General features: G+C 74.6%; 16 protein-coding genes. 9 read left to right on the forward strand and 7 right to left on the reverse strand.

The genetic code is table 11. From position 1 onward, the window contains the following. The first annotated feature begins 65 nt into the window (after nucleotides 1-65). Nucleotides 66-2,243 (forward strand): glutamine synthetase III family protein, encoded by a 2,178-nt coding sequence (locus I4I82_RS18415; RefSeq protein WP_218592913.1) that lies wholly within the window; start codon nucleotides 66-68, stop codon nucleotides 2,241-2,243. Between the two features lie 49 nt (nucleotides 2,244-2,292). Here the strand turns inward: I4I82_RS18415 and I4I82_RS18420 are convergent, their stop codons facing one another. Genes I4I82_RS18420 through I4I82_RS18430 form a run of 3 tightly spaced genes read right to left on the reverse strand, consistent with a single transcriptional unit; the run spans nucleotide 2,293 to nucleotide 6,175 of the window. After that, nucleotides 2,293-4,377: an iron ABC transporter permease gene (locus I4I82_RS18420; RefSeq protein ID WP_218592914.1), complete on the reverse strand. Its 2,085-nt coding sequence runs from the start codon at nucleotides 4,375-4,377 to the stop codon at nucleotides 2,293-2,295. Then, on the reverse strand, nucleotides 4,374-5,348 hold the full coding sequence (locus I4I82_RS18425) for an ABC transporter substrate-binding protein (protein WP_218592915.1): 975 nt from the start codon (nucleotides 5,346-5,348) through the stop codon (nucleotides 4,374-4,376). The genes I4I82_RS18420 and I4I82_RS18425 overlap by 4 nt, the downstream gene beginning before the upstream one ends. Beyond that, nucleotides 5,345-6,175 (reverse strand): ABC transporter ATP-binding protein, encoded by an 831-nt coding sequence (locus tag I4I82_RS18430; protein WP_372451472.1) that lies wholly within the window; start codon nucleotides 6,173-6,175, stop codon nucleotides 5,345-5,347. Before I4I82_RS18430 ends, I4I82_RS18425 begins: the two co-directional genes overlap by 4 nt. A gap of 103 nt (nucleotides 6,176-6,278) precedes the next feature. On the opposite strand from I4I82_RS18430, the gene metG reads away from it, so the two are divergent. The 7 genes from metG to I4I82_RS18470 all read left to right on the forward strand — a co-directional run bounded on the left by metG (nucleotide 6,279) and on the right by I4I82_RS18470 (nucleotide 16,062). Then, nucleotides 6,279-8,072: a methionine--tRNA ligase gene (metG, locus tag I4I82_RS18435; RefSeq protein ID WP_218592916.1), complete on the forward strand. Its 1,794-nt coding sequence runs from the start codon at nucleotides 6,279-6,281 to the stop codon at nucleotides 8,070-8,072. Then, nucleotides 8,069-8,950, forward strand: a complete 882-nt coding sequence (locus I4I82_RS18440; RefSeq protein WP_218592917.1) for a TatD family hydrolase — start codon at nucleotides 8,069-8,071, stop codon at nucleotides 8,948-8,950. The genes metG and I4I82_RS18440 overlap by 4 nt, the downstream gene beginning before the upstream one ends. A 256-nt stretch (nucleotides 8,951-9,206) precedes the next feature. Then, the gene (locus tag I4I82_RS34640; RefSeq protein ID WP_218595898.1) at nucleotides 9,207-10,811 is read left to right on the forward strand and encodes a resuscitation-promoting factor; all 1,605 of its coding nucleotides are present in this window, start codon (nucleotides 9,207-9,209) and stop codon (nucleotides 10,809-10,811) included. 7 nt (nucleotides 10,812-10,818) lie between these two features. Beyond that, nucleotides 10,819-11,688: a 16S rRNA (adenine(1518)-N(6)/adenine(1519)-N(6))-dimethyltransferase RsmA gene (rsmA, locus tag I4I82_RS18455; RefSeq protein ID WP_226370126.1), complete on the forward strand. Its 870-nt coding sequence runs from the start codon at nucleotides 10,819-10,821 to the stop codon at nucleotides 11,686-11,688. A gap of 66 nt (nucleotides 11,689-11,754) precedes the next feature. Further along, nucleotides 11,755-13,272: a DHA2 family efflux MFS transporter permease subunit gene (locus tag I4I82_RS18460; protein ID WP_218592243.1), complete on the forward strand. Its 1,518-nt coding sequence runs from the start codon at nucleotides 11,755-11,757 to the stop codon at nucleotides 13,270-13,272. A gap of 43 nt (nucleotides 13,273-13,315) precedes the next feature. After that, the gene (locus I4I82_RS18465; RefSeq protein WP_218592242.1) at nucleotides 13,316-14,263 is read left to right on the forward strand and encodes a 4-(cytidine 5'-diphospho)-2-C-methyl-D-erythritol kinase; all 948 of its coding nucleotides are present in this window, start codon (nucleotides 13,316-13,318) and stop codon (nucleotides 14,261-14,263) included. Then, complete coding sequence (locus tag I4I82_RS18470) at nucleotides 14,263-16,062, forward strand: ABC-F family ATP-binding cassette domain-containing protein (RefSeq protein ID WP_218592241.1); 1,800 nt, start codon at nucleotides 14,263-14,265, stop codon at nucleotides 16,060-16,062. The genes I4I82_RS18465 and I4I82_RS18470 overlap by 1 nt, the downstream gene beginning before the upstream one ends. A 179-nt stretch (nucleotides 16,063-16,241) precedes the next feature. Here I4I82_RS18470 and I4I82_RS18475 read toward each other — a convergent pair whose 3' ends face one another. From I4I82_RS18475 to I4I82_RS18485, 3 genes are read right to left on the reverse strand one after another with little or no spacing between them, the layout of a single operon-like run. Further along, nucleotides 16,242-17,006: an ABC transporter permease gene (locus tag I4I82_RS18475; RefSeq protein ID WP_226370127.1), complete on the reverse strand. Its 765-nt coding sequence runs from the start codon at nucleotides 17,004-17,006 to the stop codon at nucleotides 16,242-16,244. Next, nucleotides 17,003-17,971 (reverse strand): ATP-binding cassette domain-containing protein, encoded by a 969-nt coding sequence (locus tag I4I82_RS18480; protein ID WP_218592240.1) that lies wholly within the window; start codon nucleotides 17,969-17,971, stop codon nucleotides 17,003-17,005. Before I4I82_RS18480 ends, I4I82_RS18475 begins: the two co-directional genes overlap by 4 nt. A gap of 24 nt (nucleotides 17,972-17,995) precedes the next feature. Further along, nucleotides 17,996-19,396 (reverse strand): dipeptidase, encoded by a 1,401-nt coding sequence (locus tag I4I82_RS18485; RefSeq protein ID WP_226370128.1) that lies wholly within the window; start codon nucleotides 19,394-19,396, stop codon nucleotides 17,996-17,998. A 151-nt stretch (nucleotides 19,397-19,547) separates the two neighbouring features. Here I4I82_RS18485 and I4I82_RS18490 point away from each other — a divergent pair, with 151 nt between their 5' ends. After that, on the forward strand, nucleotides 19,548-21,194 hold the full coding sequence (locus tag I4I82_RS18490; RefSeq protein WP_218592239.1) for a fatty acyl-AMP ligase: 1,647 nt from the start codon (nucleotides 19,548-19,550) through the stop codon (nucleotides 21,192-21,194). A gap of 10 nt (nucleotides 21,195-21,204) precedes the next feature. On the opposite strand, the gene pth is transcribed toward I4I82_RS18490, so the two are convergent. After that, entirely contained in the window at nucleotides 21,205-21,789 is a 585-nt protein-coding gene (gene pth, locus I4I82_RS18495) for an aminoacyl-tRNA hydrolase (RefSeq protein ID WP_218592238.1), read from the reverse strand.

Consider the following 21,789-nt stretch of genomic DNA (forward strand, 5'->3'; position numbering starts at 1 on the left):
TTCGTAGCGTCACCCGGTCGGGTGCTCCGCCCGGCGCGTGCGCAGTGCTGGCGAGAGGTCGGAACATGAGTGGCAACACCGTTCGTCTGCAGGCGATCAGGGCCGTGGAGGCGCACGTCCCGCCGACGATCGGGTGGGCGGGCGCCGAGGCGCCGGGCGAGGTCTTCGGCGAGAACGTGTTCAACAAGGCCGTGATGCAGAAGCGGCTGCCGAAGTCGGTCTTCAAGTCGGTCATGGCGACCATCGAGCGGGGTGCGGCGCTCGACCCGCTCGTCGCCGACGCCGTCGCCTCGGCCATGAAGGACTGGGCGCTGGAGAAGGGCGCCACCCACTACGCGCACGTGTTCTACCCGCTCACCGGGCTCACCGCGGAGAAGCACGACAGCTTCCTCGAACCCGTCCCCGACGGCTCGGCGCTGGCCGAGTTCGCGGGCAAGACGCTGATCCAGGGCGAGCCGGACGCGTCGAGCTTCCCCAGCGGCGGGCTGCGCAACACGTTCGAGGCCCGCGGCTACACCGGTTGGGACGTGACGAGCCCGGCCTACGTGCTGGAGAACCCCAGCGGCAACACGCTGTGCATCCCGACGGTGTTCGTGTCGATGACCGGCGAGGCGCTGGACCACAAGACGCCGCTGCTGCGCTCGCAGCAGGCGATGGGCGCGCAGGCCGAGCGGGTGCTGAGGCTGTTCGGGCACGCCGACCCCGGGCACATCGTGTCGTTCTGCGGGCCCGAGCAGGAGTACTTCCTCGTCGACCGGCACTTCTTCCTCGCCCGGCCCGACCTGCTCAACGCCGGCCGCACGCTCTTCGGCGCGAAGCCGCCCAAGGGCCAGGAGTTCGACGACCACTACTTCGGCGCGATCCCGGAGCGGGTCCTCGGCTTCATGATGGACACCGAGCGGGAGCTGTTCAAGCTCGGCATCCCGGCGAAGACGCGGCACAACGAGGTCGCGCCCGGGCAGTTCGAGATCGCGCCGATGTTCGAGCGCGCCAACGTCGCCGCCGACCACCAGCAGCTGCTGATGACCACGCTCAAGGCCGTCGCCAAGAAGCACGGCATGGAGTGCCTGTTCCACGAGAAGCCGTTCGAGGGCGTCAACGGGTCGGGCAAGCACGTCAACTTCTCCCTGGGCAACGCGGAGCTGGGCAGCCTGCTGGTGCCCGGCGACACCCCGCACGAGAACGCGCAGTTCCTCGTGTTCTGCGCCGCGGTCATCCGCGCCGTGCACCGCTACGCGGGCCTGCTGCGGGCGTCGGTGGCCTCGGCGACGAACGACCACCGCCTCGGCGCCAACGAGGCGCCGCCGGCCATCATCTCGATCTTCCTCGGCGACCAGCTCGCCGACGTGTTCGAGCAGATCGCGAAGGGCCGCGCGACGTCGTCGAAGAGCCGGGGGTCGATGGTGATCGGCGTCGACACCTTGCCGGTCCTGCCCACCGACCCGGGCGACCGCAACCGCACCAGCCCGTTCGCCTTCACCGGCAACCGGTTCGAGTTCCGCGCGCCGGGCTCGCTGCAGACCGTCGCCGTCCCGATGGTCACGATCAACACGATCATGGCCGAGGCGCTGGACCACTGCGCCACCGAGCTGGAGACGGCCCTCGCGGGCGGCACCGACTTCGACACCGCCGTGCAGGACCTGCTCACCGAGATCATCGCGACGCACGGCGCCGTGGTGTTCAACGGCGACGGCTACTCCGACAAGTGGCAGGTCGAGGCGGCGGAGCGGGGGCTGCCGAACCTGCGCACCACGCTCGACGCCCTGCCCGAGCTGATCTCGGAGCCCGCGGTGGAGCTGTTCGAGAAGTACGGCGTGTTCAGCCACCGGGAGATGCACAGCCGCTACGAGGTCGGCCTGGAGCAGTACGCGCTGACGATCGGCGTCGAGGCCCGCCTGACCCTCGAGGTCGGCTCGACCTCGGTCCTGCCGGCCGCGGTCCGCCACCAGACGGAGGCGGCGGTGAACCTGGGCGCGCTGAAGTCGGCCGGGATCGACGCCGACACGGCCCCGCTGGCGGAGCTGACGGGCACGATCACCGCCTTGCGCACCGCCTTGGACGCGCTGCGGGCGGCGCTGGGCGCCGAGCCGGCCGAGACCACGCTCGGCCAGGCCGAGCACGCCCGCGACGAGCTCCTGCCCGCGATGGCGGCGGCGCGGGCGGCGGCCGACGTGCTGGAGGGCGTGGTGGCCGACGACCTGTGGCCCCTGCCGACCTACCAGGAGATGCTCTTCATCCTTTGACCCCCTGTGAGTGGGAACCGTGGCCCTGGCCACGGTTCCCACTCACGACCTAGCGGCGCGAGCGCCAGAGCAGCCACACGAAGTACGGCGTGCCGATCACCGAGGTGAGCAGGCCCGCGGGGAGCTGGGCCGGCGCGATCACCGTGCGTCCCAGCACGTCCGCGACGCACACCAGCAGCCCGCCGAGCAGCATCGCCACGGGCAGCACGCGGGCGTGCCGCGCCCCGACCAGCGCGCGGGCCGCGTGCGGCGCCACCAGCCCGACGAACGCGATCACCCCGACCGCCGCCACCGCCGAGGCCGTGAGCAGCGCGGCCACGGCGAGCAGGCCGAGGCGGGTGCGGCCGAGCGGGACGCCCAGCACGCGCGGGGTGTCGTCGTCCAGCGCCATGAGGTCGAGCTCGTCCCGGGAGCGGGTGAGCAGGTACGCCGCCACGACCAGCGCGATCGCCACGGGCAGCACCTGCGGGAACGTGCGCCCGTAGGTGGAGCCCGACAGCCAGGTGAGCGCCTTCGTCTCGTTGAACGGATCGGTCAGCGTGATCATCAGCGTGATCAGCGACGTCGCCCCGTAGGAGACGCCGACGCCGATCAGCACGATGCGGTCCGAGGCGAACCCGCCCCGCGCGGCCAGCCCGAACACCAGCGCGGCGGTGAGCAGCGCCCCGGCCGCGGCGGAGCCGGCGAGCGCCCAGGTGCCCAGCGTCGGCACCACCGTGATCGCCGCGACGGCCGCCAGCCCGGCCCCGCCGCTGACGCCGAGCAGGCCCGGCTCGGCCAGCGGGTTGCGGCACACGGCCTGCACCGCCGTGCCCGCGACGGCCAGCGCCGCCCCGGCGAACAGGGCCGCGAGCACCCGCGGCACGCGCGTGTCCAGCACGAACGTCGTGATCCGGCCGCCCCGCCCGGCCGCCCAGTTGGCGACGTCGCCCAGCAGCAGCTTCGCGTCCCCGAGCAGCAGTGACGCCACCGCGGTGGCCGCGACGAGCACCACCAGCACGGCGACGACGGCCAGGTACCCGCCCCGCCCGCGCAGCCGCGACGCGCGGGCCGCCGGGGCGCTGCGGACCGGCCCGGAGTCGCGGAACCGCTGCGCCAGCACCACGAGCACGGCCGCGCCGAACACCGTCGTGACGACGCCGGTCGGCACCTCGACGCCGCCCTGCCCGCCGAGCAGGGCGCGCACGAGCACGTCGGCGGTGAGCACCACGAGGACGCCCGCGAGAGCGGCCATCGGCACGAGCACGCGGTGCCGGTGCATCCCGGGCACCCTCGACGCCACGATCCGGACGATCGCCGGCGCGCCGAGGCCGACGAACCCGACCGGCCCGGCGACGGTCACCGCGGCCGCGCTGAGCAGCACCGCGATCGCGACGACGAGCAGCCGCGTGGGCCGGACGGCGACGCCGAGGACGGCCGCGGTGTCGTCACCGAGCCCGAGGACGTCCAGGCGCCGCCCCAGCACGAGGAGCGCGAGCACGCCGAGCAGCACCAGCGGCCCCGTCTGCGTGACGGCGGCGAGCCCGATCTGCGCGAGGTTGCCGCTGCCCCAGGCGAACAGCCCGACGGTCTCCGGGGAGAACAGCAGGAGCAGCGCGGTCGTCAGCGAGAACAGCGCGAGCGACACCGCCGAGCCCGCCAGCACCAGCCGCGTCGGTGCCGCGCCGCCGCCCGAGGACAGGGCGAGCACGAGCGCGGCGGCGGTGAGGCCGCCCGCGAACGCGACGAGCGTCGAGCCCAGGACGGGCAGGCCCGGGACCGTGATGCGCAGCCCGAACGCGGCCGCGGCGACGACGGCGAAGTAGGCGCCCGCGTCGACGCCGAGCGTGTCGGGGGAGGCCAGGGGGTTGCGCGCGATCGACTGCAGCGCCGCGCCCGCCGCCCCCAGCGCCGCGCCGACCACGACGCCGGCGAGCAGGCGCGGCACCCGGGACGCGACGACGACCGCCGCGTCCTGGTCGGTGCCCGCGCCCGTGACCAGCCGCCAGAGGTCGGCGGCGTCGACCGCGGCCGTGCCCTGCGTGAGGTGCACGGCCGCGAGCAGGACCAGCGCGCCCGCCCCGAGCACCGCCACGCCCGCCACCCGCAGCGGGCGGACGGGCAGCGGCGCGGAGCGGGGCGCGAGGAGGGTCATCCGGTGAGCGCGGCGACCACGGCGTCGGCGTAGGCCGTCATCGACGACGGGCCGCCGAACATCCAGATGCCGTCGGGCAGCCGGGTGACGTCGCCGGACTGCACGAACGGCAGCGACTGCCAGATCGCGTTGCCGCCCAGGACGTCGGTGTAGACGTCACCGCCGTCCGCGGCGTTGGCGTAGTAGACGTACTCGACGTCGGCGGGCAGCGCGGTCAGGCCCTCGACGTCGGTGCCGGCGAGGCCGTAGTCGGGGTCGCCCTCCATCGGCCACGCGTTGACCAGGCCGAGCTCCGCCGCGACCGACTCGGCCAGCGACCCGGTCGTGAACGGGCGGATGGAGACCTGCGAGCCCTCGAGGTAGGCGTCGGAGAAGGCGAAGGGCCGCCCGGTCAGCCCGGCGCCGGCGAGCGCCTGCGCGCCCGCGGCGAGGGAGGCGTCGAAGTCGGCGAGGACCTGCTGCGCCTCGGCCTCCTTCCCGGTTGCCTGCGCGAGGAGCTCCAGGTTGGTGCGCATCTGCCCGAGGCCGTCGGCGGCGTCGGCCGGGCGCACGACCAGCACCGGCGCGATCGACTCCAGCTGCGCGATCGCCGCCTCGGGGAGGTCGGTCGTGGCGACGACGAGGTCGGGGTCGAGCGCCGCGATGGCGTCGACGCTGGGCTCGCCGCGGACGCCGACGTCGGTGACGTCGCCGGTGAGCGGCTCGGTCTGCACCCACTTCGAGTAGCCCTCGACGTCGGACACGCCGACCGGCACCACGCCGAGCGTCACCAGGTTCTCGACGACGCCCCACTCCAGGCCGACGGTGCGCTCGGCCGGGCCGTCGACGACGACCTCCTGGCCGCGGCCGTCGGTGAGCGTGATCTGCGCGCCCGAGGGGGCGGCGGCACCGGGGGCGGCCGCCTCCTCGGTGGTGCCGCAGGCGGAGAGCAGCAGCGACGCCGCCGCGACCGTCAGCAGGAGCCTTCTCATCGGGTGACCTTCCGGTGGGAGTGGACGTGCCGGCCGATCGGCCGGGTGCGCAGGGCCCCGCTGACGGGGTCGTGGTCGATCTCGACGCGGATGCCGTAGGCGGCGGTCAGCAGATCGGTGGTGAGGACGTCCTCGGGCGGGCCGACGGCGCGCAGGCGCCCCTCGGCGAGCAGCGCCACCTCGTCGGCGACGGACGCGGCCTGGTCGAGGTCGTGCAGCACGACCCCGATCGCGACGCCCTGGCCCGCGAGGTCGTGCAGGAGGTCGAGGATCTCGACCTGGTAGCGCAGGTCGAGGTGGTTGGTGGGCTCGTCGAGCAGCAGCACGCCGGTGTCCTGGGCCAGGCAGCCGGCCAGCCAGACGCGCTGGAGCTGCCCGCCGGACAGCTCGTCGACGGGGCGGTCGGCGATGCCGTGCACCGCGGTGACGCCCATGGCGCGCTCGATCGCGGCCGGGCCGTCGGGGTCGTCGCCTCGCCAGCGCCCGCGGTAGGGGTGGCGGCCGAACCCGACGACGTCGCGCACGCTCAGCCCCGTCGGCACCGGCCGGTTCTGGGCGAGCAGGGTGACGTGGCGGGCGAAGTCGCGGCGGCTGAGCAGCAGCGCGTCGGCGCCGTCACCGAAGCGGACCTCCCCGGCCGACGGGGCGTGCAGCCGGGCCAGCGCCCGCAGCAGCGTCGACTTCCCGCTGCCGTTCGGCCCCACCAGCGCCGTGATCCGCCCGGGCGACAGCTCCACGCCGGCGCCGTGGACGACCGGTACGCCGTGGTAGCCGAGGTGCAGGTCGACGCCGCGCAGTCCGGGCGTCACCGGATCGGTGGTGGGCACGGCACAGGATAGGCACACCTATATGAGGGGAGGGAACCCTCCGTGTCCGTTTCGTGCCCGACCTCGCGGGGGCGCGGACGCGGGGCGGCATACGCTGGTCACCATGAGTTCCCACGTGCTGACCGCCGTGGCCTGGCCGTACGCCAACGGCCCGCGGCACATCGGTCACGTCTCCGGCTTCGGTGTGCCCTCCGACGTGTTCTCGCGCTACCGGCGGATGGTCGGCGACGACGTGCTGATGGTCAGCGGCACCGACGAGCACGGGACGCCCATCCAGGTGCAGGCCGACGCCGAGGGGCTCACGCCGCGCCAGCTCGCCGACAAGTACAACCGCGTGATCGTCGACGACCTGCAGGGCCTGGGCCTGTCCTACGACCTGTTCACCCGCACCACCACGAGCACCCACTACGAGGTCGTGCAGGACCTGTTCCTGGCGCTGCACAAGAACGGGTACGTGTTCACGCGGACGGCGATGGGCGCGATCAGCCCGTCGACGGGGCGGACGCTGCCCGACCGCTACGTCGAGGGCACCTGCCCGATCTGCGGCTACGAGCACGCGCGCGGCGACCAGTGCGACAACTGCGGCAACCAGCTCGACCCGGCCGACCTCAGGAACCCGCGGTCGAAGATCAACGGCGAGACGCCGCTGTTCGTCGAGACCGAGCACTTCTTCCTCGACCTGCCGGCGTTCGCCGACTCGCTGGGCTCGTGGCTGTCCACGCGCACCGACTGGCGTCCCAACGTCCTCAAGTTCGCGACGAACCTCGCCAACGACCTCAAGCCGCGCGCGATCACCCGCGACCTGGACTGGGGCGTCCCCGTGCCGCTCGAGGGCTGGCGCGAGGACGGGATGAAGCGGCTCTACGTCTGGTTCGACGCGGTGATCGGCTACCTGTCGGCCTCGGTGGAGTGGGCGCGGCGCGGGCCGGACCCCGACGCCTGGAAGAAGTGGTGGACCGACCCGTCGGCCGAGGCCTACTACTTCATGGGCAAGGACAACATCGTCTTCCACTCCATCATCTGGCCGGCGCTGCTGCTCGGCCAGAACGGGGCGGGCGACCGCGGCGGCTCGCCGGGCGTCTTCGGCACGCTGAACCTGCCCAGCGAGGTCGTGTCGTCGGAGTTCCTGACGATGAGCGGCTCGAAGTTCTCCACCAGCCGCGGCACCGTCATCTACGTGACCGACTTCCTCCGGGAGTTCGGGCCCGACGCGCTGCGCTACTTCATCGCCACGGCGGGTCCGGAGAACCAGGACACCGACTTCACCTGGGACGAGTTCGTCCGGCGCACCAACTTCGAGCTGGCCAACGAGTGGGGCAACCTCGTCAACCGCTCGATCTCCATGGCCCACAAGAACGTCGGCGCGATCCCGAAGCCGACGGCCCCGACCGACGCCGACGCCGAGCTGCTCGCCGCGGCGCGGGCCGGCTTCGACACCGTGGGCGGGCTGCTGGCGCGCAACCGGTTCAAGCAGGCCTCGGGCGAGGCGATGCGGATCGTCACGCTGGCCAACCGGTACCTGAGCGACCAGGAGCCCTGGAAGCGCAAGGACGACCCCGACCGGCGCGACACGATCCTGCACACCGCGCTGCAGGTCGTGCAGGACGCCAACACGCTGCTCACGCCGTTCCTGCCGCACTCCGCGCAGCAGGTGCACGAGGCGCTGGGCGGCACCGGGGTGTGGGCGGCGCAGCCGGAGGTCCGGGAGGTCGAGGAGCTCGGCGAGGGCCCGTCGTACCCGGTGCTCACCGGCGACTACGCGAGCGAGCAGGCGAGCTGGGGCAGTACGCCGATCGAGATCGGCCGGCCGCTGGGCAAGCCGAGCCCGCTGTTCGCGAAGCTCGACCCCGAGCTCGGCGAGACCGGGCCGGAGTGGGCCCCGATCGTCCGCCCGTGAGCGGGCACGCGCGGCGGGCGGCCCCGGAGCCGCCCGAGCCGCTCGGCGTTCCGACCGTCGACTCCCACACCCACCTCGACGCCTGCGGCTGCGTCACGGCCGAGGACGTTCGGGCGGCGATGGACCGCGCCGAGGCCGTGAACGTCACGCGCGCGGTGACGATCGCCGACGACCTCGACGGCGCCCGGTTCGCCGTCCGCGCCGCCCACTGGGACGAGCGCGTCACCGCCGCCGTGGCATTGCACCCCACGCGCACCGCCGCCGTCACCGACGCGGAGCGGGCCGAGATCGAGGCGCTGGCGCGCGACCCGCGCGTCGTCGCGGTGGGGGAGACGGGACTCGACCACTACTGGCAGTACTCCCCGCACGACGCCCAGGAGCGCGAGTTCCGCTGGCACATCGACCTGGCCAAGCGCCTGGGCAAGCCGCTGATGATCCACGACCGCGACGCGCACGCCGACGTCCTGCGCGTGCTGCGCGAGGAGGGCGCCCCGGAGACGGTGGTGTTCCACTGCTTCTCCGGCGACGCGGCGATGGCGCGCGAGTGCGTCGACGCCGGGTACGTGCTGTCCTTCGCCGGGCCCGTGACCTTCACGAACAGCCGCGACCTGCAGGAAGCGGCGGTGCTGGTGCCCGAGGACGCGTTCCTCGTGGAGACCGACGCCCCCTTCCTCACCCCGCACCCGCACCGCGGGCGCGCCAACGAGCCGTTCTGCCTGCCCTGGACGGTGCGCGGGATCGCGGCCCTGCGCGGGGTCACGGCCGAGGAGGTCGCCGACGCCGCACGGCGCAACGCCGAGCGGGTGTTCCGGTTCGCTGAGCTGCCACCCACCGCATCCAGCGGCACGCCCGGCGTAGACGACGCACGTTCGGCGTAGCGGAGCGGCCACTCGGCGCTCACGGTGTGTCGCGGGCCGGTTCGTTCGCTCACCGCCCGTTACGGTTCCGTGATCGCTCAACCGGGGTGGGGAACGCTCCCCAGCACAGCGGTCGCGGTGGTCCGAGGCGCTCCCCCAGCACGTCGCCCCCGGACCACCGCGGCCGGTGACTCCTCCCCTGCCCGGGTCCGTCGAGGTCAGGATCGGTGTGGTCGACGTATCCGCGCGTGCGCGACGCCGTGCCGCACTCGCCCGCGTGGGCGAGTTCGTGTCCCCCGAGCCGGTGTCCGTCGGACACCCCGGCTCGCTGCCCCTCGACGACGACGGCTGGTTCGGCACCGCGGAGGTCTTCCCGGAGCCGTCGGCCGTCCCCGAGATCGAGAACGCGCCGGTCATCGGCCGTCCGGTCCGGATGCGCCTGCTCGGCATCCCGGAGATCGAGCCGCTGCCCCCGACCGGCCCGATCACGATCGTCCGGGACGACCAGCGCCCCGAGGAGCTCACCGGGCCGATGGCCCCGCTCCTGCTCGACGAGGGGCTGACCGGGCCGCTCGCGGTGGTCGAGGCGCCCGAGGCGCCGGCCCCCGCCGAGGCTCCTGCCGACACCGAGGTCGACGAGCCGCACACCGAGCAGTTCGCCGCGGTCGTGGTGGAGGAGCCGGCTCCCGCCCCCGCGCCGGCCCTCGCCGCAGCCCCCGCCGCCGTCGCGAGGCCCGTCCCCGCCCTCCCTGCTCCCCGCGGCGCCCGCACGGCCCGCATCGGCGTCCGCGCCACGGTGCTGGCGGTCCTGCTCGCCCTCGTCGGCGGCGGGGCCGGTGCGCTGGCGATGGACAAGGCCGTCGTGCTCTCGGTCGACGGTCAGGAGCGCACGCTCCACACGTTCGCCGGTGACGTCGCCGGGGCGCTCGCCGCCGCCGGCATGGTCCCGAGCCCGCAGGACCGCGTGCAGCCCGCGCTGCCCACCGACGTCGCCGACGGCGACTACATCATCGTCAACCGCGCCCGCCCGCTGACGCTCGTCGAGGGTGGCCAGGAGCGGCAGGTCTGGACGACGGCCGCGTCCGTGCAGGAGGCGCTGTCCAGCCTCGGCATGGACGCCGCGCCGATCCAGATGTCGACCTCCCCGGACGCGACGATCCCGCTGTCGGGCCTCGCGCTGGAGCTCAACATCCCGCGCACGGTCTCGCTGGCCGACGGGTCGGCCGCGCAGGTGCCCGTCACGACCTCGGCCGGCACGGTCGCCGGCCTGCTCGCCGAGCAGGGCGTCACGCTCGGCCCCGACGACGTCTCGGTCCCCAGCCCCGACACCGCGCTGGCCGACGGCACCGCGGTGCAGATCGTGCGCAACGGCGAGGGCGAGGTCATCGAGACCCGCACCATCGCGCCGCCCGAGGAGGTCGTCGAGGACCCGGAGATGCCGCGCGGCGAGCGCGAGGTCGTCGACCCGGGCACCCCGGGCGAGCAGACCGCCGTCGTCCGCGTCTTCGTGCAGAACGGCCAGGAGGTGCGCCGCGTGCAGGTGCGCGCCGGGTCGACGACGCCCCCGACGCCGCGGATCGTGCGCGTCGGCACCAACGACGACGTCCCGCAGGCCCCGGCCGTGTCCGACGGCGGTGTCTGGGACCGGCTGGTGCAGTGCGAGGCCACCGGCAACTGGGCGATCAACACGGGCAACGGCTACTACGGCGGCCTGCAGTTCGACCGCTCCACCTGGCAGGCCTACGGCGGCGGCGAGTACGCCGACCTGCCGCACCAGGCCAGCCGCGAGGAGCAGATCGCGATCGCCACGAAGGTCCGCGACGACCGCGGCGGCTACGGCGCCTGGCCCGCCTGCTCGCGCAAGCTCGGCCTGCCCCGATGATGGGGCAGTGACCAAGGGGCCAGCGACCGACGGGGCAGCGACCGGACCCTCCCGACTGCTCGGCCCCGCGGAGGTGCGGGCCCTCGCCGACGAGCTGGGGGTCCGCCCCACCAAGAAGCTCGGGCAGAACTTCGTGCACGACCCCAACACGGTGCGCCGCATCGTGAAGGCGGCCGAGCTCGCGCCCGACGACGTCGTGGTGGAGGTCGGCCCCGGCCTCGGGTCGCTCACGCTCGCGCTGCTGCCCGCCGTCGCGGGCGTGCACGCCGTGGAGATCGACCCGGTGCTCGCCGCGCGCCTGCCCGCCACCGTCGCCGACCGCGCGCCGACGCTGGCCGACCGGCTCACCGTCGTCACCGCCGACGCCCTGCGCGTCGGGGCGGCGCAGCTGCCGGGTGCCACGGCGCTGGTCGCGAACCTGCCCTACAACGTCGGCGTGCCCGTCGTGCTGCACCTGCTCGCCGAGCTCCCCGGGCTGCGCCGCGGCCTGGTGATGGTGCAGTCGGAGGTGGCCGAGCGCCTCGCCGCGGGGCCGGGCAGCCGGGCGTACGGGGTGCCGAGCGCGAAGCTCGCCTGGTTCGCCGCCGCCCGCCGCGCGGGTCCGGTGCCGCGCGCGGTGTTCTGGCCGGTGCCCGGCGTCGACTCCGGGCTGCTGGCCTTCGACCGCCGCGAGCCCCCGCCCGGCGACCGCGTCGCCGTGTTCGCGCTGATCGACGCGGCCTTCGCCCAGCGGCGCAAGGCGCTGCGCAGCGCGCTGTCCGGGTGGGCCGGCTCGCCCGCGGCCGCCGAGGAGGCGCTGCGCGCGGCCGGGATCGACCCGATGACCCGCGCCGAGCGCCTGGGCATCGAGGACTTCGCCCGCCTCGCCGCCGTCTGACCGGATCGTCCCCGCCCCGGCCGGGGTCGAGTTGTCGGCTCCCCGGGCCCGGCTGATACTCCGGACATGACCACGCGGCAGCCCGTACGGGGCGCGGAGGGGACTCCGGCGAACCCGTGGCCGGCGCTCTGGGCGCTCGTCCTCGGGTTCTTCATGATCCTGGTGGACTCCACCATCGTCTCGGTCGCGACGCCCGCGATCATGGCCGACCTCGGCGTCGGCGTGGACGCGGTCGTCTGGGTCACCAGCGCCTACCTGCTGGCCTACGCGGTGCCGCTGCTGGTCACCGGCCGGCTCGGCGACCGCTTCGGCCCGCGCCGGGTGTACCTGGTCGGTCTCGTGGTCTTCACGCTCGCCTCGCTGTGGTGCGGGCTCACCGGCACGCTCGGCGGGCTCATCGCCGCGCGGGTGGTGCAGGGCCTGGGCGCCGCGCTCATGACGCCGCAGACGATGGCCGTGATCACCCGGACCTTCCCCGCCGAGAACCGCGGGCGCGCGATGAGCCTGTGGGGCGCCGTCGCCGGCGTCGCCACGCTCGTCGGGCCGATCCTGGGCGGGGTGCTGGTCGACGGCCTCGGCTGGGAGTGGATCTTCTTCATCAACGTGCCCGTGGGCGTGGTCGGGTTCCTGCTCGCCGTGCGGCTCGTCCCCCGGCTGCCGACGCACGTGCGCCGCTTCGACCTCGTCGGCGTCGCGCTCAGCGCCGTCGGCATGTTCCTGCTGGTGTTCGGCATCCAGGAGGGCCAGGCCTACGACTGGGGCACGATCGCAGGCCCGGTCTCGGTGTGGTCGCTCATCGGCGCGGGCGTCGTGGTCCTGGTGGCGTTCGTGGTCTGGCAGGCGCGCGGCCCGGCCGAGCCGCTCGTGCGCCTGGGGCTGTTCCGCGACCGCAACTTCAGCCTGGCCAACGTCGTGATCACCACGGTCGGCTTCACCGTCACCGCGATGGTCTTCCCGATCCTGTTCTACGCCCAGGCCGTGCTCGGGCTCAGCCCGACCGGGTCGGCGCTGCTGCTGGTGCCCATGGCCGTGGTGTCCGGGGTCCTGGCCCCGTTCGTCGGCGGCCTGACCGACCGCATGCACCCGCGGGTGCTCGCCGGGATCGGGCTGGCGTCGTGGTCGGTGTCGCTGGTGTGGCTCGCCGCCGTGATGGGCCCCGACACCCCGATCTGGCAGCTGCTGCTGCCGATCACCCTGCTCGGCGTGGCCAACGGCTTCGTCTGGGCGCCGGTCTCCACCACCGCCACGCGCAACCTCCCGCCCGCCGACGCCGGGGCGGGCTCCGGGGTCTACAACACGACCCGCCAGGTCGGCGCGGTCCTGGGCAGCGCGGCCATCGCGGTGCTGATCGCCTCGCGGCTCGCGGCGAACCTGCCCGCGGCGCCCGGCGGCGGGGCGTCGGAGACGATCGCGCAGCTGCCCGAGCCGCTGCACGCGGGCTTCGCCACCGCGATGGCGCAGGCGCTCCTGCTGCCCGCGGGCGTGGTGCTGATCGGCCTCGTGGCGGCGCTCTGCTTCGCCCTGCCGCGGCACCTGGCCCGCGCCCGGGACGCCGACGCGACCACCGTCACGCCCGTCGGGTAGCGGCGGCGCCACCCGCGCGCGCCGCTGCCCGTAGGGTTGACGGGTGCTGTCCGCCGTCCCGCCCCCGGTCACCGTCCGGGTCCCCGCCAAGATCAACCTGCATCTGGCCGTGGGCCCGGTGCGCGAGGACGGCTTCCACGACCTCGTCACGGTCTTCCACGCGGTGAGCCTGTTCGACGAGGTGAGCGTGACCCAGGGCGAGCCGGGCATCGAGGTGTTCGGCGAGGGCGTCAGCGAGGTGCCCGCCGACGAGACGAACCTCGCCTGGCGCGCGGTGCAGAGCCTGGCCGAGCGGGCGGGCCGCGAGCCCGACGTCAACCTGGTGCTGCGCAAGGGCATCCCGGTCGCCGGAGGCATGGCGGGCGGCAGCGCCGACGCCGCGGCCACCCTCGTCGGGCTGTCGGCGCTGTGGAAGCTCGACCTCACCCGCGACGAGCTGGCCCCGATCGCCGCCGAGCTGGGCAGCGACGTCACGTTCGCGCTCTACGGCGGCACGGCGCTGGGTACCGGCCGCGGCGAGCGGATCGCGCCGGTGCTGTCGCGCCACCCGCTGCACTGGGTGGTCGCGCTGCACCGCGGCGGGCTGTCGACGCCCAAGGTGTTCGGCGAGCTCGACCGCCTGCGCGGCGACGCCGAGCCCGTCGACCGTCCCGTGGAGCCGGTGCTGGAGGCCATCGCCGGCGGCGATCCGCGGCAGCTCGCGCTCTCGCTGGGCAACGACCTGCAGGCCGCGGCCGTCAGCATGGTGCCGGAGCTGCGGCGCACGCTGCGCGCGGGCGTCGACGCCGGGGCGCTGGCCGGGATCGTGTCCGGCTCCGGCCCCACCACCGCGTTCCTGTGCACGGACCCGGAGGCCGCGATGGAGGTCGCGGCGGAGCTGGCCGGGCTCGGCGTGTGCCGCACGGTGCGCGTGGCCCACGGGCCGGTGCCCGGCGCGCGCGTCGTCGAGGAACCCGCGCCGCCCACGAGCTGGCCGTCGGTGCGTGCCTGATGCCGCCCCGCCAGCAGAACCTCGTCAACCTCGAGGCCGTCACCGCCCACGTCCCCGGCGACGCGTCGCGGGTGCTGCTCGACGCCGTGTCGCTCGGCGTCGAGCGCGAGGAGCGCGTCGGCGTCGTCGGCCTCAACGGCGGCGGCAAGACCACGCTGCTCGACATCGTCACCGGCGTCCGCGCCCCCGACGGCGGCCGCGTCAGCCGCCTGGGCGACCTCAACCTCGCCCACCTCGTGCAGGGCGACGCGCTGCCCAAGGGCGCCCGCGTCCGGGACGTCGTGCTCGCCGCCTGGGAGGGCGCGGCCGACCACGAGTGGGCGGCCGACGCCAAGGTCCGCGACGTCCTCGACGGCCTGGGCATCGGCGACCTCGACCGCACCACCGACGGCCTGTCGGGCGGCGAGAAGCGCCGCGTCGCCCTGGCCGCGGCGCTCGTCGGCGACCCCGACCTGGTCGTCCTCGACGAGCCCACCAACCACCTCGACGTCGAGGGCATCACCTGGCTCGCCGGGCACCTGATCTCGCGGCGCTGCGCCGTCCTGGTCGTCACGCACGACCGCTGGTTCCTCGACGCGGTCTGCACGCGCACCTGGGAGGTCGCGAACGGGCGGGTGGAGAGCTACCTCGGCGGCTACGCCGACTGGATCTTCGCCCGCGCCGAGCGCACCCGCCAGGCCGACTCCGCCGAGGCCAAGCGGCAGAACCTGGCGCGCAAGGAGCTGGCGTGGCTGCGGCGCGGCCCGCCCGCGCGCACGTCCAAGCCGCGGTACCGGATCGAGGCCGCCGAGGCCCTGATCGCCGACGTGCCGCCGCCGCGCAACACCGTCGAGCTGCTCGGCTTCGCCACCAACCGGCTCGGGAAGACGGTGCTGGAGCTGGAGGACGCCACGGCGGTCGTCGCCGGGCGCACGCTGCTCGACCGCGTCACCTGGCGCCTGGGTCCGGGCGACCGCATCGGGATCGTCGGCGTCAACGGCTCCGGCAAGACCACGCTGCTGCGCAGCCTCACCGGCGAGCGCCCGCTCGACGGCGGACGGCTCGTCACCGGCACCACGGTGCAGCTCGCGGAGCTGAGCCAGGAGCTGGTGGACCTGCCGAAGAACATGCGCGTGCTGGAGGCCACCGAGCAGGTGGCCAAGTACGTGCGGCTGGGCAAGCTGGAGCTCACGGCGTCCTCGGTGCTGGAGCGGCTCGGGTTCCCCGCGTCGCGGCAGTGGACGCCGGTCGGTGACCTCTCCGGCGGCGAGCGCCGCCGCCTGCAGCTCACCCGGCTGCTCATGGCCGAGCCCAACGTCCTGCTGCTCGACGAGCCCACGAACGACCTGGACGTCGACACCCTGTCCCGCCTGGAGGACCTCCTCGACGGCTGGCCGGGCACGCTCGTCGTCGTCAGCCACGACCGGTACCTGCTCGAGCGCGCCTGCGACACGGTCGTCGCGCTCTTCGGCGACGGGAAGATCACCCACCTGCCCGGGGGCATCGAGGAGTACCTGACGCGGCGCGCCCGGTCGGGTGACCAGGTCAACGGGCTCACGGCCAGCACCGCCGACGCGCCGGTCTCCCGGCCGGCGTCCGGCGCGGCCGACCAGCGCGCGGCCCGCAAGGAGCTGCAGCGCATCGAGCGGCGCATGACGGCGCTGACGCAGAAGCAGGAGAAGCTGCACGCCGCGCTGGCCGAGGCCGCCACCGACCCCGACCGGCTCCAGACGCTCAACGCCGAGCTCAAGGACGTCGACGCCGAGATCGAGGGCGTCGAGCAGGCCTGGCTCGAGGCGGCGGAGCTCGCCGAGGGCTGATCGGCCCGTGAGGATCAGACTTTCGACCGAGGCGCGCGTGATCACCACCGCCTAGCGTGGTGGTCGTGCGAGGGGGTCGGGGGACCCCTGCTGGGGAGCACGCACACCGAGGCGCCGGCCCGCCGTTCGACGGCGGCGGGTCGGTACCCCTCACGTCCTGCGGCACGGCGGTGCGGTGATCAGGCGCTCTCCCGCTGGAACGTGCGCACCCCCCACAGCAGCGACGCGGCGGCCAGCACGAGCGCCACCCCGATCCCCACCAGCGCGGTCGCCGAGAACAGGTCCCCGACGAACACCGCCCGAGTGGCGTCGACGACGTAGACGAACGGGTTCACCCGCGACAGCGCGAACAGCCACGCCGGCGCGATCGACATCGGCAGCAGGATCCCCGAGAGCAGCAGCAGCGGCAGGAACACCGACTGCACGATGGGCAGGAACGCCTCCTCGGTCTTGACCCGCAGCGCCAGCGCGTAGGACGCCGACGACGCCGCGAAGCCGAGGACCGCCACCAGGGCCAGGCCCACGACCACGCCGCCGACCGGCGCGCGCAGCCCGAACGGGATCGCCAGCACCGTCAGCAGGACGCCCTGGGTGAGCAGGACGGCGGTCTCCTTGAGCGCCCGGCCCAGCAGCAGCGCGACGCGGCTGACCGGCGTCACCTGCATCCGCTCGACGACCCCGGCCTTGAACTCGGTGAGGATCGAGAAGCCGACGAACAGCCCGCCGAACAGCCCGAGCTGGATGAGCAGCGCCGGCACCAGCACCTGCCAGGCGTCGCCGGGCGGGAAGCCGGGGGTGCTCTGCACGATCGGGATGAGCAGCGGGCCGAACAGCGCGAGGTAGAGGAACGGCTGCACGATCCCGATGACGACCCAGAACGGGTTGCGCAGCGACTGCCGCATGGAGCGCTGGAAGATCAGCCAGGTCTCGGTGGCGACGGTCACGACGGGATCTCCGCGGGCTCGGGGTTCGGGGCGTCCTCGCGCAGCGACCGGCCGGTGAGGGTGAGGAAGACGTCGTCGAGGCTGGGGCGGCGGACCTCGACCGAGGTCATCGTGATGCCTGCGGCGTCGAGCTCGCGCAGCAGGCCGGGCAGCACCGACGCGCCGTCGTCGACGCGGAACCGCACCGAGGGGCCGTCGATGGTGAGCTCGGTGCCCAGGCGCTCCACGAGCTGCGCGGTCCGGGACGGGTCGGTGGTGCCGACGAGGACGAGGTCGCCGGAGACGCGGCGCTTGAGGGCGTCGGGGGTGCCCTCGGCGACGATCCGGCCCTGGTCGATGACGAGGATCCGGTCGCAGAGGGCGTCGGCCTCGTCGAGGTAGTGCGTCGTGAGGAACAGCGTGGTGCCGTGCTCGGCGTGCAGGCCGCGGATGTGGCCCCACAGGTTGGCGCGGCTCTGCGGGTCGAGGCCGGTGGAGGGCTCGTCGAGGAACAGCAGCGTGGGCAGGTGCATGAGGCCCATGGCGATGTCGAGGCGCCGGCGCTGCCCGCCCGAGAGCGTGGAGACGACGCGGGTCTCGAGGCCGGTGAGGTCGAGGTCGCGGACCAGTTCGCCGGCGCGCCGGGCGGCGTCGACGGCCGAGAGCCCGTAGAGGCGGCCCTGCAGGACCAGCTCCTCGCCGACGCGGCAGTCGGGCCCGGCGCCGCCGTTCTGGCCGACGTAACCGATCTTGCGGCGCACCGCGACGGGCTCGGTGAGCAGGTCGTGGCCCGCCACCGTGGCCGTGCCCGCGGTGGGGTGGATCAGCGTCGTGAGCATCCGCAGGGTGGTGGACTTCCCGGCGCCGTTCGGGCCGAGGAAGCCGACGAGCTCGCCCGCGGAGACGTCGATGTCGACGCCGGACACGGCGTCCACCGTGCCGCGGCGGGTCCTGAAGCTGCGGGCGAGCCCGCGTGCGTGGATCACCCGACCAGAGTGGACCCCTTGCGGTCAGTCGTCGACCGCGATCGGGATCGTGGTGGGCGCCCCCGGACGGCTGCCGGCGAGGTCGGCCAGGAGGAGGGCCTCGGCGAGCACGCCGCGGCCGAACATCCCGAGGTCGAGGCTCTCGTCGATGCCGTGCCAGCGGCTGGCCGGGTCGCCGACGCCGGTGACGAGCACGGCGGCGCCCGGGAAGGTGCGCGCGAACTCGGCGATGAACGGGATGGAGCCCCCGATCCCGGTCTCGACGACGTCGTTGCCGAAGGCGTGGGCGAAGCTGCGGCGGGCGGCGTCGTAGGCGGCGCCGGTGGCGTCGATGCTGAACGGCTCGGCCGTGCCGTGGTGCGGGCGGACGTCGACGCGGGCGCCCCACGGCACGTGCGCGCGCAGGTGCTCGGTGAGCGCGTCGCGCGCCTTTGCGGCGTCGTCGCCCGGGGCCAGGCGCAGGCTCACCGCGGCGCGGGCGCGGGGGAGCAGGACGTTGGACGAGTCGTCGACGCGCGGTGCGTCGATGCCCAGCACCGCCGCGGCGGGCTTGTTCCACGAGCGCTCCGGGATGGTGCCGCAGCCGATCAGGTCGACGCCCTCGAGCAGGCCCACGTCGGAGCGGAAGGTGGCCTCGTCGAACTCCGGGGCGTCGGAGCGGCCGTGCACCAGGCCGGGCACGGCGACCTCGCCGTCGTCGTCGTGCAGGCTCGCGAGCGTGCGGCACAGCGCGGTGAGCGCGTCGCCGACCGGACCGCCGTAGACCCCGGAGTGCACCGGGCGCTCCAGCATCGACACCTCGATCACGACGTCGACCAGGCCGCGCAGGCTCGTCGTCAGCGCCGGGACGTCGATGGCGGGGTTGCCGGCGTCGGCGATGACGATGACGTCGCAGGCCAGCGCGTCGTGGTGCTCGCGCAGCAGCGCGGACAGCGTCGGCGAGCCCGACTCCTCCTCGCCCTCGATGAACAGTGTCACCCCGACGGGCGGGCGGCCGTCGAAGGCGCGCAGGACGGCGAGGTGGGTCATGACGCCGGCCTTGTCGTCGGCGGCGCCGCGGGCGTAGAGGCGTCCGTCGCGCTCGGTCGGCTCGAACGGCGGGCTCGTCCACTCGTCGTCGCCGCCGGTGGGCTGGACGTCGTGGTGGGCGTAGAGCAGCACCGTCGGCGCGCCCTCGGGGGCGGGCCAGTGCGCGAGGACCGCGGGGGCGCCCCCTTCGACCGCGATCACGCCGACGTCGGCGGCCCCGGCCGCGCGCGCGAGGTCGGCCACGGCGTCGGCGCTGCGGCGGGTGTCGTCGGCATGGGACGGGTCGGCCCAGATGCTCGGGATGCGCACGAGGCGCTCGAGGTCGGCGCGGGCCCCCGGGAGCGCGGCCTGCACGGCGGCGGTGACGGGCGAGGGCGGCAGGGCGGCGTCGGACACGGCTGCCGATGGTAGTGCCCGCCCCGCTTTGCTCTGAGCACCGATACGCACCACCCGGCCCGTTGCGCATGGGTGCTCAGAGCAAAGCCTGCGAGCAGCACCCGTGGTGCTACGGATCACCCGGGGTGCCCTGAGCACGTAGGCTCCCGGTATGTCCCGGTTCCTGGCGATGCTGCTGGAGTCCGCCGCCGGCTCCCCCCGCGCGATGACGACCGGGGAGCCGAAGACCCCCGTCCGGCGCACCTGGCCCGAGGTGCACGACCAGGCCCGGCGGATGGCCGGCGCGCTGCGCGCGGAGGTGTCGCCGGGCGCCGCCGTCGGCGTGCTCGCCGGGGAGCCCGCCGCGATCGCCCCGGCCGCGCAGGCCGTGTGGCTGTGCGGCGGCAGCGTCACGATGCTGCACCAGCCCACCGCCCGCACCGACCTCGCCGCCTGGGCCGAGGACACCGTCTCCGTCCTGGGGATGATCGGCGCGGAGCTGGTCCTGCTCGGCGCCCCGTTCGACGCCCTCGCGCCCGTCCTCACCGAGCGCGGCATCGCGTTCCGCACGATCGACTCGCTCGACGGCGAGCCGGTCGAGCCCGATGCCGACGTCGCCGGCGAGGACGACACCGCCCTGCTGCAGCTCACCAGCGGCTCCACCGCGGAGCCCAAGGCCGTCCGCATCACCCACCGCAACCTCTTCGCCAACATCCGCGGGATGGTCGAGGCCTCGCGCCTGGACATCGAGCGCGACGTGATGGTGTCGTGGCTGCCGCTGTTCCACGACATGGGCATGGTCGGGTTCCTGACGATCCCCATGTCCACCGGGCTGGAGCTGGTCACGGTCACGCCGGTCGACTTCCTCACCCGCCCGCTGCTGTGGGCCGAGCTGATCTCGAAGTACGGCGGCACCGTCACGGCCGCCCCGAACTTCGCCTACGCCGTGCTCGGGCGCCAGCTCGCCCGCGCCGAGGGCCCGCTCGACCTGTCGTCGCTGCGCATCGCCCTCAACGGCGCCGAGCCGATCGACCCGGACGCGGTCGACGCGTTCGTCGCGTCGGGTGCGCGGTTCGGGCTGCGGGCCGACGCCGTCCTCGCCGCGTACGGGATGGCCGAGACGGCGCTCGGGGTGTCGTTCGCGCCGATCGACACCGGCTTGCAGGTCGACCACGTCGACGCCGACCAGCTCGAGGCGCACCGCATCGCCGCCCCCGCGACCTACGGCCCGACCCGGCGCTTCCCGCGCCTGGGCCCGCCGCTGCCCGGCATCGAGGTCAAGGTCGTGGGCGACGACGGAGCGGTGCTCGGCGAGCGCGGCGTGGGGGTGATCCACCTGCGCGGGGAGTCGGTGACGCCGGGCTACCTGACCGTCGACGGCCCGGTCGCCACGCAGGACGCCGACGGCTGGCTCGACACGGGCGACGAGGGCTACGTCGCCGACGGGCAGGTCGTCGTGTGCGGGCGTCGCAAGGACGTGATCATCATGGGCGGGCGCAACATCTACCCGACCGACATCGAGCGCGCCGCGGCCGAGGCGGGCGAGGTGCGCGCGGGCAACGTGGTGGCGGTGCGGATGTTCGCCGGCGCGGAGACCGGGCGGCACCGCGAGTCGTTCCTGGTCGCGGTGGAGTCGCGCAAGGCGGGCGACCCGGCGGCCGAGCAGGCGATCCGCAAGGACGTGACGTCGCGCGTCGTCTCGGCGGTGGGGGTGCGGCCCGCGGAGGTCGTCGTGCTCGGGCCGGGCAGCCTGCCCAAGACCCCGTCGGGCAAGCTCCGGCGGGCGGCGACGGGGGAGCTGCTGCGGGCGCGGGTCTGAGCCGGGAGGGTCAGCCCGAGAGGGCGTGGAACCGGTTCTGCGCCGGCTCGAGGCCGTCGGCGAGCAGCGCCTCGACGGCGTCGGCGGCCAGGTCGACCGCGAACTCCAGCTCCTTGGTCTCCGCTCCGGAGAACCGCTTGAGCACGTAGTCGGCGGGGTCCTGGCGGCCGGGCGGGCGGCCGATGCCGAAGCGGACGCGCAGGTAGTCGCGCGTGCCGATCGACGACGTGATCGACCGCAGGCCGTTGTGCCCGCCCTCGCCGCCGCCGCGCTTGAGGCGGACCACGCCGAAGCCGAGGTCGAGCTCGTCGTGCACGACGACGACGTCCTCGACGGGCACGGAGAAGTACTTCGCGAGGTTCGCGACCGGCCCGCCGCTCACGTTCATGTACGTGCGCGGCTTGGCCAGCACGACCCGGCGGCCGGCGAGCCGGCCCTCCAGGACGTCCGCGTTGCTGCGGTGCTTGGAGAACCGGCCCCCGCCGGCCCGCGCCGCCAGGAGGTCGACGACGCGGAAGCCGACGTTGTGCCGGGTCTCGGCGTAGTCCGGGCCGGGGTTGCCGAGCCCGACCACCAGGGCGGGACCCGGCGCCAC

It is taken from the genome of Pseudonocardia oceani (genome assembly GCF_019263585.2).
GTDB lineage: Bacteria > Actinomycetota > Actinomycetes > Mycobacteriales > Pseudonocardiaceae > Pseudonocardia > Pseudonocardia oceani.

Coding starts and splice junctions, on each gene's coding strand:
- I4I82_RS18415 (WP_218592913.1), top strand. CDS start 66: ATGAGTGGCAACACCGTTCGTCTGCAGGCGATCAGGGCCGTGGAGGCG.
- I4I82_RS18420 (WP_218592914.1), bottom strand. CDS start 4,377: ATGACCCTCCTCGCGCCCCGCTCCGCGCCGCTGCCCGTCCGCCCGCTG.
- I4I82_RS18425 (WP_218592915.1), bottom strand. CDS start 5,348: ATGAGAAGGCTCCTGCTGACGGTCGCGGCGGCGTCGCTGCTGCTCTCC.
- metG (WP_218592916.1), top strand. CDS start 6,279: ATGAGTTCCCACGTGCTGACCGCCGTGGCCTGGCCGTACGCCAACGGC.
- I4I82_RS18460 (WP_218592243.1), top strand. CDS start 11,755: ATGACCACGCGGCAGCCCGTACGGGGCGCGGAGGGGACTCCGGCGAAC.
- I4I82_RS18470 (WP_218592241.1), top strand. CDS start 14,263: ATGCCGCCCCGCCAGCAGAACCTCGTCAACCTCGAGGCCGTCACCGCC.
- I4I82_RS18490 (WP_218592239.1), top strand. CDS start 19,548: ATGTCCCGGTTCCTGGCGATGCTGCTGGAGTCCGCCGCCGGCTCCCCC.